Raw genomic sequence first — 13608 nt, 5'->3', positions numbered from 1 at the left:
TCACGTCCCGTTGCCTGTGGTGTCGCCGGAGCGCAGGGCGATCTCCAGCCGGTCGAGCAGTTCGTCCTCGCGCCGGTCGAACTCCTCCTCAGTGATCTCGCCCGTCTCCAGCTGCTCTTCGAGGCGGGCGAGTTCGGCCCGTACGGCGGAGGGGTCGTAGTAGATCCGTTCCGCCTCGCGGAGCACCTGTCTGAGCGCCCACGCACTGCCACGCACGGGGGCGAACGGCAGCATCAGCACTTCTCCGATCAGTCCCACGGTGTTCTCCTTCCGCTCGGGCCGGGAGCGCTACTGCGCGCCGGCGTCCGCGCCCGCCGTGCTGCCCGCGGGCGCCGCGGGACCGGGCTCGACGAAGCTGTACGGCGGCAGCGGCCCGTTGACCCGCAGGTCCAGGTGGGCGTGGCTCTTGCGGACCTGCTCGACGGTGGCCAGGAAACGCTCGGCCGTGTCCCGCGGGACCAGGAACGAGACGTTCACCAGCCAGCCGGTGGACTCGGGACCCACGCTGACCGCGGCGGCGCCCGGTGCCAGCAGGCCCTGCACCTCGTTCGCGTCCTCGGCCTCCTTGGCCTTGACGGCGGCGGCGACCATCTCGCCGAGACGGATCTTGTCGTCGTAGCCGCCTCCGCCGGAGCGGCGGTTGGCCTCGGCGAGGGCACGTATCTCCGCGTTCTCGGCCATCACGAGGTGGAGGACCGCGTCCTCGACGTGGGTGGCCTTGACGTTGTACTCGACCTTGCCGTCCAGCTCCCGCAGCCGCTCCTTGTAGTGCTCCGCCCGCTCGGTGAGCACCTGGGTGACGGCATCGTCGTCGGGAGCGACGCCGCCGAAGCGCATGGGCAGGATGCAGCCGGCCGCGCCGGACTCGGCGAGCACGTTCTGGTGCGCGAGCAGGTCCCTGCGCTTGGGACGCAGGTCCTCGGGGGCGTCACTGACCACGGCGGCCAGTTCGCCGGCCGTGAGGACACGCACCGGACGGGGCGGCTCGCCCACACCTGTCATGCCCTCGGGCAGCGCGGGGTGCGACCGTGCGGTGATCCCGTAGACGTAGGTGCTCACTCCTGCTCCTCCTTCCGGCGGGCCGTGGTCTTACGAGGGCGCTGCCGGGGCTCGGCCTCGGCTTCCCCGCGGGCCTGCTTGAAGGCGTCGGATATCGTCTCCGCGGCACCGGACAGCGCGCCCTTGGACTTGCCGCGGGCACCGGACTCGGTGACCTCGCCGACGATCTCGGGCAGGCCGGGGCTCTTGCGGGGTCCGGCTTCCAGGTCGAGGCGGTTGCACGCCTCGGCGAAGCGCAGATAGGTGTCGACGCTGGCCACCACGACCCGGACGTCGATCTTCAGGATCTCGATACCGACCAGGGAGACGCGTACGAAGGCGTCGATGACGAGCCCCCGGTCGAGAACCAGCTCGAGTACGTCGTAGAGGCCGCTGCTGCCGCCTCCGCCACCGGTCTGCTGTGCCGGGACAACGGTCATACCGGCTGTTCCTCCTCGTGAGTAGTCGGTTGCACGACGGGTGCCTGGACGTCGCGGGCGGGCGGGCGGCCTAGCGGCCGCCGGGCCGGCGCGCGTCCGAGCGCCCTCGTTCGTAGCGGCGGACACGCCGGTAGCCGGTGAGCTGGCCCTCGGGGTCGAGATCGACCTCGTAGCCGGCCATCAGGCTCATCGTGTCCGGCACCCGCGCCAGCTCGAGGACCTCCACCTCCAGCGACCATCCGTCGCCGGTCTGCTCGAAGGAGGAGATGGTCTCGGGTGCGAGTCCGGTGAGTTCGGCGAACTGGTTGCGCGCCTGGCGCAGCACTTCCATGGGGGTCGGCCGCCGCGCGTCCGTCTCGTTCTCTGTGCTTTTCTGTGCCTCGTGTGAGTTCTGAGTTTCCTGTGAATCCTGTGACTGCGAAGTGTTCTTTGTGTTCGTCATGGCCACCTCTCACTGCGGGTGGCCTCTCATCCCCTTGGCCAAACATTCAGGAGCGGATCTCCGTGAGGCGGCGCCGTGCCGGGCCCAGGACACGGCCACGGGCCGGCAGGCCCGCCCACGGGTCGGTGCGGGCCTGCTCGACGGCGTCGGCGATGGTCCAGCAGCGCGCGTCGAGCCCGGAGTCGTCCAGCTGCTCCCAGGCGAGAGGCACGGCGACGGGGGCGCCGGGGCGGGCCCGGACGGTGTAGGGGGCGACGGCGGTCTGCGCCTAGGCGTTGCGCTGCACGTCGAGGTAGAGGCGGCCGGCGCGCTCGTTCTTGCGGGCGGCGGTGGTGAGCCGGTCCGGGTGCCGGGACTCGGCCGACTCGGCCACCTCGTGGGCGAACTGCCGCACCTCGTCGAAGTCGTGACGGCCGTCGAGGGGGACGACGAGATGGAGGCCGCGCGAGCCGGTCGTCATGAGGGCGGCGTGCAGGCCCAGTTCGTCCAGCAGCTCCCGCAACCACCCGGCGGCCCGGCGCACTCGGGCGAAGTCGTCGCCCGGCGGATCGAGGTCGAGGACGAGCCGGTCGGGGTGGTCGGGGCCGCCTGCGCGATCGGTGCGCGAGAGCCAGCGGTGCAGGGTGAGGCAGGCCTGGTCGGCCAGGTACAGGAGGGTGGCGGTGTCGTCGCAGACGACGTGCGTGACCGTGCCGCCCTCCTTGGCGACCTCGGCGCGGGTGATCCAGTCCGGATAGTGGTCCGGGGTGTTCTTCTGCATGAACCGCGGGCCGTCGAGGCCGTCCGGATACCTCTCCAGCATCAGCGGACGGCCCCGCAGGTGCGGCAGCAGGTACGGCGCGACGGACCGGTAGTAGTCGGCGAGATCACCCTTGGTGTACTCCTCGGCACCGCCGCCGCCCGGGAAGAGCACCTTGCCGGGCCGCTGGATCTCCACCGTGCGGCGGCCCGCCCGTATGGTCCGCGCGTCGCCCGGGCTCATCGCACGACCGCCTCCTCCACCAGCAGCTTGGCGGCCGCGGCGATGCCCGCGGCGTCGATGCCGGCGGCGTGCAACTGCTCGTCGGGCGCCGCCGATCCCGGCATGGTGCGCACCGCGAGCCGGACCAGGCGGGGCGTGGGCCGGCCGTCGCCGAACGCCTCCGCGACGGCGTCCCCGAGGCCGCCCTCCGCGTGGTGGTCCTCGACGGTGAGCAGGCAGCCGGTCTCCTCGGCGGCCCGGCGCAGGGTCTCGGCGTCGACGGGCTTGACGGAGTACAGGTCGACGACCCGCACCGGGATGCCGTCCTCGGCGAGCCGGTCGGCGGCGGCCAGCGCCTCGTGCACGGTCACCCCGGCGGCCACCACGGTCAGCCGGTCGCCCTCACCGGAGCGCAGCGTCCTGCTGCCGCCCACCGGGAACTCCTCGTCGGGGCCGTAGATCACCGGGGACTTGCCGCGGGAGGTGCGCATGTAGCGGATGCCGTCGAGGCCGGCCATGGCCGCGACCAGCCTGGCGGTCTGGTTGGCGTCGCACGGGTAGAGCACGGTCGAGCCGTGCACGGCGCGGAACATCGCCAGGTCCTCCAGGCCCATCTGCGAGGGCCCGTCCTGCCCGATGGCGACCCCGGCGTGCGAGCCGACCAGGTTGAGTCCGGAGCCGCTGATGGACGCCATGCGCACGAAGTCGTAGGCACGGCTGAAGAACGCGGCGAACGTGGAGGCGTACGGCAGCCAGCCGCGCGCGGCCATGCCGACGGCCGAGGCGACCAGCTGCTGCTCGGCGATGTAGCACTCGAAGAACCGGTCGGGGTGGGCCTTGGCGAACTCCTCGGTCCGGGTGGAGTCGCCGACCTCGCCGTCCAGCGCGACGATGTCGCCGCGGGCGCTGCCGAGCGCGGCGAGCGCCTTGCCGAAGGCGTCCCGGGTGGCCACCTCGTCCCCCTGGTCGTAGCGCGGGAGCTGGAGGACCTCGGTGGTGACCGAGCGCAGCGCGGCGGCGGCCGGCGGCTCGCTGACGCGGACGCGCACCTCGCGCGGCCCGCCGAGTTCGGCGATCGCCTCGTCGGCGTCGGGCAGCGGCTTGCCGTGCAGTCCCTCGCGGTCCTCGACAGCGCCGACACCCTTGCCCTTGAGGGTGCGGGCGAGGATCACGGTGGGCTGCCCGGTGGTGGACAGCGCCTCCCCGTACGCCCGGTCGATCTTGTCGACGTCGTGGCCGTCGATCTCGATGGTGTGCCAGTCGAAGGCCTGGAAGCGGCGGGCATAGGCGTCCAGGTCGTGGCCGTGCCGGGTGGGTCCGCGCTGCCCGAGCCGGTTGACGTCGACGATCGCGATCAGGTTGTCCAGGTTCTCGTACCCGGCGTGTTCGGCGGCCTCCCACACCGATCCCTCCGCCAGCTCACTGTCGCCGCACAGCACCCACACCCGGTACCCGGTGCGGTCCAGCCGCTTCCCGGCGAGGGCCATGCCGGCCCCGACCGGCAGGCCCTGGCCGAGGGAGCCGGTGGCCGTCTCCACCCAGGGCAGGCGCCGGGGCGTCGGATGCCCTTCGAGCCGACTACCGAGCTTGCGGAACGTGAGCAGCTCGCCGTCCTCGATGACACCGGCCGCCTTGTAGGCGGCGTACAGCAGCGGCGAGGCGTGTCCCTTGGACAGCACGAAGCGGTCGTTGGCGGGGTGTTCGGGGCGTTCGAAGTCGTAGCGCAGATGGTTCGCCAGCAGGACGGCCATCAGATCGGCCGCGGACATCGAGGACGTGGGATGCCCGGACTCCGCGGCGGCGGCCGCCCGTACGCTGTCCACGCGCAGCTGCTGTCCCAGTTCGGCGAGTTCGGCGGTGTTCATGAGTCTCCTCGGTCTCCTTGCGCAGAGTCGGATGAATGCGGACGCTCGGCGGGGTCAGGGGGGTCGCTGCGCCTGACAGGGCCGGGCGCGGGGTGCCCGCGTGCGGGACGCTCCGGCCTCCCGAAGCCGGACCCTTCACCGGGCTGCCCCTTCCCCGGTGCCCCATGCGACCTCTTCGCCGCTTCGCCCCCGGACCGGCTCCTGGCGGGCTCGCCCCCGGGCTGATTCCTCGCAGGCTCACCGCCCGGCTGATTCCTCGCGGGCTCACCGCCCGGCTGGCTCTTCGCAGGCTCACCGCCCGGCTGATTCCTCGCGGGTTCACCGCCCGGCTGGCTTCCCGCGGACTCCCGGCCCTGCCGATGCCTCGGGTGCTGGTGGTCGTGCTGCTTCTTCATGGGCTCGCCTCCTTGCTGTCGGGACCGGCGCCGGACGCCGGGGGTGTCTCCGGGGCCGCGTCCTTGTCCGACCGGTCCGGGCCGCCCGGTACCCGTGCCAGTTCCGGAGAGGCCGTGTCCAGGGGCACCGACCACGCCCGTACGAGGCCCAACTGGACGCCCTGGCGCGGCAGGACGGCGTCCAGCAGCCAGTCGGCGGCGACCCGGACCCGGTTGCCGGGCAGCGCGGCCAGGTGGTAACCGCGGGTGACCGCGCCGGCCGCCGGGCCGGACAGCGGGACGCCGAGCGGGTTGGCGGCGGCCTGGACCCCGCCCAGGTCGACGGCGAAGCCCAGGTCGCGATGGCGGTACGGGCGCCGACGCCGGCCGAGGCCGAGCGAGGCGGCCACGTTCTCCCCGGCCACCCGCCCCTGCCGCCAGGCGTGCTGGGCCGTCATCGGGGTGAACTCCCCCGGACGCCGCAGGTCCGGTACGGCGGCCGCGTCCCCGCACGCGAACACCCCCGGGCCGCCCGGCAGCTGCAGAAACGGGTCGACGATCAGCCGGCCCCGCTCCAGCGGCTGCCCGACGGCCTCCACCAGGGGATCGGGCCGTACGCCCACGCACCACACCAGCGTCCGGGAGGCGACGAACTCCCCGTCGGTGAGCAGCACCCCGTCACGGGTGGCCTCCTTCACCGAGGTCCCCATCCGCACGTCCACGCCCCGCGCCCGCAGCACCCGGTCGGCCGTGCGGGACATCCGCTCGTCCATCTCCGGCAGCACGCGCGACGCCACGTCCAGCAGGATCCAGCGGGGCCGCCGGCCGCCGGGCAGCCGGCTCCGGCGCGCCAGCCGGTCGGTGAGCATCTGCAGGTGAGAGGCCACCTCGGTACCGGTGTAGCCGGCGCCCACCACGACGAAGGTGCAGCGGGCGGCACTCGTGCCCGGGTCGTCGTCCGCCGCAGCGAGTTCCACCTGCCGGATCACGTGGTCACGCAGGTACAGCGCCTCGGGCAGCCCACGGAACCCGTGCGCGTGCTCGACGACGCCGGGGACGGGCAGCAGCTTGTTGACGCTGCCCACGGCCAGCACCAGCCGGTCGTAGCCGAGGGTGCCCGTGCCGCCCTCGGGGTCGGTGTAGTGGACGGCGCGGCCGTCGAGGTCGACGTGGTCCGCCTCGCCGAGCACCAGCCGCACCCCGCGCAGGGTGCCGGGCAGCGACACGGTGACCCTCCGGGCCTCGAGGATGCCGGCGGCGACCTCGGGCAGCAGGGGCAGGTACAGGAAGTAGTCGGTGGGGTTCAGCAGCGTGATGTCGGCCTGGTTCCGGGTGAGACGGGCCAGCGTGCGGGCAGCCCGGTACCCGGCGAAACCGGCGCCGACGATCACGACGTGAGGTCGGCTCACGGTGCGCCTCCGGCGGTGTGGCTCGTCCGAGGCCTTCCGCGTAACCGGGGCCGGGGCACCCAAACGCCGGGCGGGTCACCCGTACGCCTGTCCCGGCACCCGGACGCCGCCCGCTCGGCGCACCGCCCGGAGCGGCGTTTCGCCCCGGTCGCCCCCGGTTACCCGGCCCCGGACCGGACCACAGCCGACCCAGCGGCCCCGCGGAGGTGCCTGCCATGCCCGAGTACGGCTATTTCCTGGCGAGCGAGGAACACAACCCCGCCTCCCTCGTCGAACAGGCCCGGATGGCGGAGCAGGCCGGCTTCCAGGCGCTGTGGATCTCCGACCACTTCCACCCGTGGAACGACGCGCAGGGCCAGAGCGCGTTCGTGTGGTCGGTGATCGGCGCGCTGTCGGAAGCGGTGTCGCTGCCCATCGAGACCGCGGTGACCTGCCCGACCGTACGGATGCACCCGGCGGTGGTGGCGCAGGCCGCGGCGACGAGCGCGGTGATGACCGAGGGCCGCTTCCGGCTCGGCGTGGGCACCGGCGAGGCGCTGAACGAGCACATCCTCGGCGACCGGTGGCCACCGCTGCACGTGCGCCTGGAGATGCTGGAGGAGTCGATCCAGGTGATGCGGAGGCTGTTCACCGGCGAGGAGGTCAGCCACCACGGCACGCACTACACCGTGGAGAACGCCCGCCTCTACACCGTCCCGGAGGAGCCGGTGCCGATCGACATCTCCGGTTTCGGCCCGAAGGCCACGGCGCTCGCCGCCCGCGTGGGCGACGGCTACATCACGATGATGCCGGAGGAGGAGATGGTCACCCGCTTCCGCAAGGGCGGCGGCGGAGCCAAGCCGGTCAGCGGCGGTACGAAGGTCTGTTACGGGACCGACCGCGAGGAGTGCGTCCGCACGGTGCACAGGCTCTGGTACAACGAGCTGCTGCCCGGCGAGATGGGCCAGGTGCTGCCCTCGCCGCGCCACTTCGAGCAGCTGCACGAGCTGGTCACCGAGGACATGGTGCGGGAGCAGTCGGTGTGCGGGGACGACGTGGACGAGCATGTGTCGGCGCTGAGGGCGTTCGCCGACGCGGGGTTCGACCGGGTGTACGTGAATCAGATCGGGGCCGACCAGCGGGGCTTCTTCGACTTCTACCGCACGAAGGTGCTGCCACAGCTCGCCTCGTGAGCCGGGCGAGCCGGAATCAAGCGTGCCCGGGCCCCGGGTGCCCCGGCCGCGTGGCTGCGTGGCCGGGGCAACCGGGGCCCGGAGGCCGGCGGCTCCCGGGCGTCAGGCCCTGTGGTGCGGGATGTCCGGGTCGATGTCCGGGCGGGGCGGGGCGCCGGAGGGCATCGGCGGGTACGGCATGCCGAGCCCGCTCGGCGGGGCGGCCGGCGGGGTGCCGCCGACGACGTGCCCCGGAGCCGACGGCCGGCTGTGTTTCGGGTGGGCTGCGCCGCGCAGCAGGTAGGCCACCGCGCCGAGGATCGCCGCGGTGATCAGCGCGGCTGCCCAGCCGGGCAGGCCGATGGCCAGGGCCAGGCCCACGGCGAGCGCCACCGCGCCGCCCGCGTAGAGGGCGGCGGCGCCGGAGGCGGCGTAGAGCATGGCGGTGCGGCGCTGCTTGCGGCTCTGCTCACGCAGTTCGTCGCGTACCGTCTCGCGTGCCACCTGTGCCAGCTCGTCGACGAGGTGCTTGTCCAGATGTTCCAGGTGATCCAAACGGTCCATACCCAGCGGGTACCCGCTGGACACAGCGGGTAACGCCCAGGCCGGTGCGCGGTCCCGGCTGCCCCAACTAGGCTCGGCCGTATGGAGATTCTGGGCGCCTCGCTGCGCATCTGCGTCGACGACCTCGAAGCCGCGGTCCCCTTCTACGAGGCTCTGGCGGGCGGCAGAGCGCTGCGCTTCGACCGCGGCGGGGTCCAGGTCGCCGCGGTCGGCTCCTTCCTGCTGATGAGCGGCCCGGAGACGGAACTGGAGATCCTGCGCAAGGTGGCGGCGACGATCGCCGTGAAGGACGTGGACGAGGCCCACCGGCTGCTGACGGAGCTGGGCGCCCGGATCATCGCGGGGCCGGTGCCGACGCCGGTGGGCCGCAATCTGCTGGCGATGCACCCGGACGGGTCGGTCTTCGAGTACGTGGACCAGCGCGGCTGAGCGCTCACAGCGGGTCCGGTCGCATCCGGAAGTCGTAGCGGGCGGGCAGGGGTCCGTCGCCGAGGCGGGCCCACAGCCGGCCGAGCGCGTCCGCGCCCTCCCGGAGGTCGGCGACCTCGAAGCCCTCCTCGAAGACGGCCCCGGCCTGCGCGGTGTGGCCCTCGGCGAGCAGCAGCTCGGCCTCGAGCAGCCGGAACCTGCCGCGCTGCCGGACTGCGGGCGGCAGCCGGTCCCACACCTCCCGTGCCCGCGCCGCGCGCCGGACGCGGAGCAGCGCTTCGAGCGTCTCCCGGCCGAGCGCGGCCACGGCGGCCGTCCAGGTCTCGCCGTCGTCGTCACCGGGGGCACCGTCCTCTCCGTTCAGGGAACCCTCGCCGTTCAGGGAACCCTCGCCGTTCAGGGCGTGGGGAAGTGCGCCGCACAGGTCGTCGAAGGCGTCCGCGTACCGTTCGGCGGCCCGCTCGTGGTGGCCGGCCTCCTGGTCGGAGACGGCCAGACAGCGCAGCAACGGCCACCGGGCGGGCGCGAGCGGGAGGGCGCGCTCCCAGCTGCGGACCGCCTGCGCGCGGTCACCGGCGTGCCACTGGGCGACCCCGAGGTGGTACTCGGTGTGCGGGGTGGCCGGCGCGGTCTCCAGCATGTCCCGCCAGTGCGGGGCGACCGGCGTCTCGCCGGGCGGCCGCAGTGGGTGCGGCCGGGGCAGGGAGCCGGTGCGCAGCAGCTCCCGCCAGGGCGTCTGCGCCTCGCCGAGGGTGGACTCGGCGAACGGTGTGCCCGGCAGCTTCCAGCCGGCGCTCAGCACTTCCAGCGCGCCCCAGCCGGAGCCGGCGGCCAGGGTCTCGCCGGGATCGGTGTCGGCGCTCGGCCGCCAGGCGGCGTACGCCTCCTCGACCCGGGCCCGGGGCAGCGCCGACGCCAGACGCTCCTCGGCTCCGCGGACGGCCTGGTGCCACTCCCCGTCGGGCGGCGCGTCGAGCGGCCCGTACGCCTCCATCCAGGACACCTCGCTCTCCGACTCCAGCCGGACGTGCTCCAGCTGGGTGGGGGCGAGCCCGGCCTGGATCTCGCAGTAGCCGCCGGTGCCGGGCTCGGTCAGCCACTCCTGCCAGCGCCGGCCGCCGGGGCCGGTGCCCCACACGAAGAGCTTGCGGCCGCGCAGCACGTCGGTGGAGGTCTGCGCGAGTCCGTGCCCGTCCACGTCCAGTGCGGCGATCCAGCGGCGGCGGCCGTCCGGGATCTCGTAGAAGTGGTCCGCTGCGTAGGCGCTGTTGAGCGGGTAGGTGTGGTCGATGCCGTCGTACGACGGGACGGGCACCCGGCGCAGCCGGCGTTCGTAGCCGAAGTGGAGGGCCTGTTCGGCGGGGACGAGGACCCGACGGTCCTCGGGGACGGCGATGTTGGACCACCAGTACGAGGGCACGGGCCGCTCGTGCGGGTTGCGGATCCGGACGCCGACGTAGAGGAAGTCGGAGCCCTCGGGCAGCCACAGGTCGATCTGGAAGGGCAGGTCGCGCAGCCGCTCCCACTCCCACAGGCGCAGCATCTCGCCGCCGTCCGGGGCGGGGACCCGGGCGGCGTGCAGCGGGGCGCAGGAGAGGGTGGTGTGGCCGGTGGCGCCGATGTTCCACTCGATGCCGCCGGAGTACCAGGCGCCGTTGAGGGCGAAGTTCGCGGGCTGGAACACCGGGTTGCGGTAGAGGAGTTCGCGTCCGGTGGGCAGGTGGAGCAGGGAGGCGATCCGGCCGCCGAGGCCGGGCAGGACGGTGGCGCGCAGCCGGTCGTTCTCGATCACCAGCGCTTCGAGGGGGCAGGGCTCGCGGGTTCGGCCGTACCCGTCACGGATCCGCACCGGCAGCAGGCTGCGCAGCGGCTCGTGATCGAGCCGGCGGAGCATGTCCCTGGGCAGCAGCTCCCGTTCCCGGTCGTCGACGCGGTGGACCTCGTCGAGCGGGCGCAGCGGGGGCAGCGGGTTGTCGGGTCCCAACTGCGCGGCGGGCAGCGTCAGTACCTCACGTCGGATCCTCGTCACGATGACCATGGAACCCGCCGCCGCGGGACTCGGCCAGGGGAGCTGCCGGTCAGGATTGCGCAAAGGCCGCCGCGACCGGGCCGGCCGGTCACGCGCCCGCCGTGAGGGCAGGGGTGCGCTCAGGCCCGGGCGGGTCGGCCGGCGTGGGTGAGGGACGACCGGCCCGCCCGGGAGTCGGAGCGTGCGGGTCCGCTACAGGCCCACGTCGCGGCCGCGGATGTCCTCCAGGGATTCCCGGCGGACGAGGAGGCGGGCGATGCCGTCGCGTACGGCGACCACGGGCGGGCGGCCGATCAGGTTGTAGGCGGAGGCCATGGAGAGGTGGTAGGCGCCGGCCACGGGTACGGCGAGCAGGTCGCCGGGGTGGACGTCGGCGGGGAGTTCGGCGTCGGCGGCCAGGATGTCGCCCGCCTCGCAGTGGCGGCCCACCACGGTCACCCGGGCCGGGTCCGCGCTGCTGTGCCGGCCGACCAGGCGAGGCGCGTACCGGACGCCGTACAGGGCGGGGCGGGGGTTGTCGCTCATACCGCCGTCCACGGCCACGAAGACGTGGTCGCCGGTGTGCTTCACGGACAGGACGCGGTACAGGGCGATTCCGGCGGGGCCCGCGATCGCGCGTCCCGGTTCGACGATCAGCCGGGGAACGGGGAGTCCGGCCGTGGCACAGGCGTCGGCGAGTTCCGTGCGGACCCTGCGGGCCAGCGCCGTGAGGTCCAGGGCCTCCTCGCCGGGACGGTAGGCGATGCCGTGGCCGCCGCCGAGGTCGAGTTCGCGCAGCACCAGAGCGTGCTGCTCGTACAGGCGGGTCATGAGGCCGACCATGCGCCGTACGGCGGCCAGGTACGGCTTGACGCTGGTGATCTGCGAGCCCAGGTGGCAGTGGAGTCCGGTGAGTTCGAGCTGCGGCTGGTCCAGGATGCGGGCGATGGCGTGCTGGGCGTAGCCGTCGGCGATCGACAGGCCGAACTTCTGGTCGTCGGTGCCGGTGCGGATCTTCTCGTGTCCGCCCGCGTTGATGCCGGGAACGACCCGGACCATGACCTTCTGGTGCCCTTCGGGGCCGACGGCGGCGGCCAGCCGGGCGATCTCCGAGGGGCTGTCGATGACGATGCGGCCCACGCCCAGCCGCAGGGCGGTGTCCAGGTCGCGCGGGGACTTGGCGTTGCCGTGCAGCACGATCCGTTCGGGCGGGAAGCCGGTGGTGACGGCGAGTTCCAGTTCGCCGGCGGAGCAGACGTCGAGGCCGAGGCCCTCCTCGTCGATCCAGTGGGCCATGGCCCGGCACAGGAACGCCTTGGCCGCGTAGAGGACTTCGGCGTCGGGGAAGGCATCGTGGTAGGTGCGGCAGCGGTCGCGGACCTCGGCCTCGTCGAGGACGTAGACGGGCGTGCCGAAGCGGTCGGCGACCTCGGCGAGCGAGACGCCGCCCACGGCGAGGCCGCCGTGCCGGGGTTCGGTGGTGGAGGCCGGCCACACCGACAGGCCGGCGACCGTGCCGGGGGCGGTGGGCTCGTGGAGCGTGGTCATCGTGGCTGCCCCTCTCAGGCGATCCGCAGCGCGGGAATCTCGGTGGTGACCGGTGTGACCGGGGCGGGAGCCGGGGCGGTGAACTGCGGGTCCACCGTGACGGTGGTGACGCCGAGCGGTGCGGTGAGCACGCGCAGGGCGGTCTCGGCGAGGCGGATCCACGCCTGGCCGGGGCCGAGCGTGGCGGTGAGCCGGCGTTCGGAGGTGAAGCCGACGGCCGTGCGCTCGCCGGGCGGTGTGCGGAAGAGCCGGGCCGCACAGCCGGAGGGTCCCGGCCGGACCGGAACGTACAGGGGTCCGGCCGGGAACCGATCGGCGGGCTCGGGGTCGTCGCCGTGCAGAAGCTCTGCCATGGGGTGCCTTCCGAAAGGGCAGGGAGCGAGTGGTCCGGGACGCCCCGGACGCGGGGAGGCGGACCGGGGCTCGCCCTCGACGTTATGCCCGCCCGCCCCCGCTTCCGGGCGGGCCCTGACGGGACGCTGACGGTGATCCGTGCGACCTTGACGGGACACTGACGCCCCGGCCGAGCACGGCGGCTTCTCGTCGGACGCCCGCCGGGCGGACGGGACCGGGATCGGCGGCGCGGCTCCCGCCCCGCAGATCCTTGATGACGTCGACGTGGTCCGTGTCGGGCGGGCCCAGGTCCAGCTGCGGCACCACCTCGGGCTGACGGACGGACGGCGGCGAGCCGGCGGCCGGACGCATCCGGCCGCCGGCTCCCGCTCGGTCCAGGTGACCCCGTCAGCCCTTGGCCACAAGGTCCTTGAGCGCGATGTTGAGTTCCAGGACGTTCACGCGGGGCTCACCCATGAAGCCGAGGGTGCGGCCCTCGGTGTGGTCCTCGACGAGCTTTCGCACCCGCGCGAGCGGCAGGCCGTTCTTCGCGGCGACCCGGTGGACCTGGAGTTCGGCGTAGGCCGGGGAGATGGCCGGGTCCAGACCGGAGCCGGAGGAGGTCACCGCGTCCGGGGGCACGTCCGAGGGCTTCACGGTGTAGCCGGGCACCGAGTTGTCCCTGACCACCGCCGCCTTGGCGGCCTCGACCTGCTTGATCAGGTCCTTGTTGGCGGCGGACAGGTTGGTCGCGCCGGACAGGATCAGCGTGTACCGGGTGTTGACCGAGTTCTCTCCCAGGCCGGCTGCGGGGCGGGGCTGGAAGTACTGGGGGCCGTAACCCTGTTGCCCGATCAGGGACGAGCCGACCACCTTGCCGTCCGCCTTGATCTCGGAGCCGTTCGCCTTGTCGTGGAACAGCCCCTGGGCGATGCCGGTGACGACCAGCGGGTAGATGACGCCCGTCACCAGGGTCAGCACGAGGAGGGCGCGCAGGCCCGCCCCGAGCAACCGGGCGGTGTTCGTGACGGAGTTGTTCATGGCGA

Annotated in this window: 13 protein-coding genes and 1 pseudogene; 2 read left to right on the top strand and 12 right to left on the bottom strand. The window is 73.5% G+C overall.

Features of this window, described 5'->3' with window-relative positions; translation table 11 throughout:
• From ACZ5CW_RS16790 to ACZ5CW_RS16760, 7 genes and pseudogenes are all read right to left on the bottom strand, one after another.
• Complete coding sequence (locus ACZ5CW_RS16790) at nt 1-258, bottom strand: gas vesicle protein GvpG (RefSeq protein ID WP_468601844.1); 258 nt, start codon at nt 256-258, stop codon at nt 1-3.
• Nucleotides 259-288: 30 nt separating this feature from the next.
• Nucleotides 289-1059 carry a GvpL/GvpF family gas vesicle protein gene (locus tag ACZ5CW_RS16785; RefSeq protein WP_468601842.1) on the bottom strand — a complete coding sequence of 257 codons (771 nt, stop codon included), beginning with the start codon at nt 1057-1059 and terminating at the stop codon, nt 289-291.
• Entirely contained in the window at nt 1056-1478 is a 423-nt protein-coding gene (locus ACZ5CW_RS16780) for a gas vesicle structural protein GvpA (RefSeq protein WP_468601840.1), read from the bottom strand. The genes ACZ5CW_RS16785 and ACZ5CW_RS16780 overlap by 4 nt, the downstream gene beginning before the upstream one ends.
• Nucleotides 1479-1548: 70 nt before the next feature.
• A complete protein-coding gene (locus ACZ5CW_RS16775) occupies nt 1549-1920 on the bottom strand; it encodes a gas vesicle protein GvpO (RefSeq protein WP_468602074.1) in 372 nt (123 codons plus the stop codon).
• Nucleotides 1921-1966: 46 nt separating this feature from the next.
• A pseudogene (gene ligD, locus ACZ5CW_RS16770) lies at nt 1967-2902 on the bottom strand (non-homologous end-joining DNA ligase).
• Nucleotides 2899-4746 carry a transketolase gene (locus tag ACZ5CW_RS16765; protein WP_468601838.1) on the bottom strand — a complete coding sequence of 616 codons (1848 nt, stop codon included), beginning with the start codon at nt 4744-4746 and terminating at the stop codon, nt 2899-2901. The pseudogene ligD and the gene ACZ5CW_RS16765 overlap by 4 nt, the downstream one beginning before the upstream one ends.
• A 391-nt stretch (nt 4747-5137) precedes the next feature.
• Nucleotides 5138-6529, bottom strand: coding sequence for an NAD(P)/FAD-dependent oxidoreductase (locus tag ACZ5CW_RS16760; RefSeq protein WP_468601836.1), 1392 nt, complete (start codon nt 6527-6529; stop codon nt 5138-5140).
• Nucleotides 6530-6744: 215 nt separating this feature from the next.
• Here ACZ5CW_RS16760 and ACZ5CW_RS16755 point away from each other — a divergent pair, with 215 nt between their 5' ends.
• Entirely contained in the window at nt 6745-7701 is a 957-nt protein-coding gene (locus ACZ5CW_RS16755; RefSeq protein ID WP_468601834.1) for an LLM class F420-dependent oxidoreductase, read from the top strand.
• A gap of 102 nt (nt 7702-7803) precedes the next feature.
• On the opposite strand, the gene ACZ5CW_RS16750 is transcribed toward ACZ5CW_RS16755, so the two are convergent.
• A complete protein-coding gene (locus tag ACZ5CW_RS16750) occupies nt 7804-8244 on the bottom strand; it encodes a phage holin family protein (RefSeq protein ID WP_468601832.1) in 441 nt (146 codons plus the stop codon).
• Nucleotides 8245-8325: 81 nt separating this feature from the next.
• Here ACZ5CW_RS16750 and ACZ5CW_RS16745 point away from each other — a divergent pair, with 81 nt between their 5' ends.
• A complete protein-coding gene (locus ACZ5CW_RS16745) occupies nt 8326-8673 on the top strand; it encodes a VOC family protein (protein WP_468601830.1) in 348 nt (115 codons plus the stop codon).
• Between the two features lie 4 nt (nt 8674-8677).
• Here ACZ5CW_RS16745 and ACZ5CW_RS16740 read toward each other — a convergent pair whose 3' ends face one another.
• The 4 genes from ACZ5CW_RS16740 to ACZ5CW_RS16725 form a co-directional block, all read right to left on the bottom strand.
• Nucleotides 8678-10711: a DUF5107 domain-containing protein gene (locus ACZ5CW_RS16740; protein ID WP_468601828.1), complete on the bottom strand. Its 2034-nt coding sequence runs from the start codon at nt 10709-10711 to the stop codon at nt 8678-8680.
• Between the two features lie 183 nt (nt 10712-10894).
• On the bottom strand, nt 10895-12229 hold the full coding sequence (lysA, locus tag ACZ5CW_RS16735; RefSeq protein WP_468601826.1) for a diaminopimelate decarboxylase: 1335 nt from the start codon (nt 12227-12229) through the stop codon (nt 10895-10897).
• A 14-nt stretch (nt 12230-12243) separates the two neighbouring features.
• Nucleotides 12244-12582, bottom strand: coding sequence for an SAV_915 family protein (locus ACZ5CW_RS16730; RefSeq protein ID WP_468601824.1), 339 nt, complete (start codon nt 12580-12582; stop codon nt 12244-12246).
• Between the two features lie 388 nt (nt 12583-12970).
• On the bottom strand, nt 12971-13603 hold the full coding sequence (locus ACZ5CW_RS16725) for a potassium-transporting ATPase subunit C (protein ID WP_468601822.1): 633 nt from the start codon (nt 13601-13603) through the stop codon (nt 12971-12973).
• Between the last annotated feature and the right edge of the window lie 5 nt (nt 13604-13608).

It is taken from the genome of Streptomyces sp. NPDC031379 (assembly GCF_055569615.1).
Note: the sequence above shows the minus strand (reverse complement) of the source record. Positions and strands in the feature narration are given on the sequence as shown.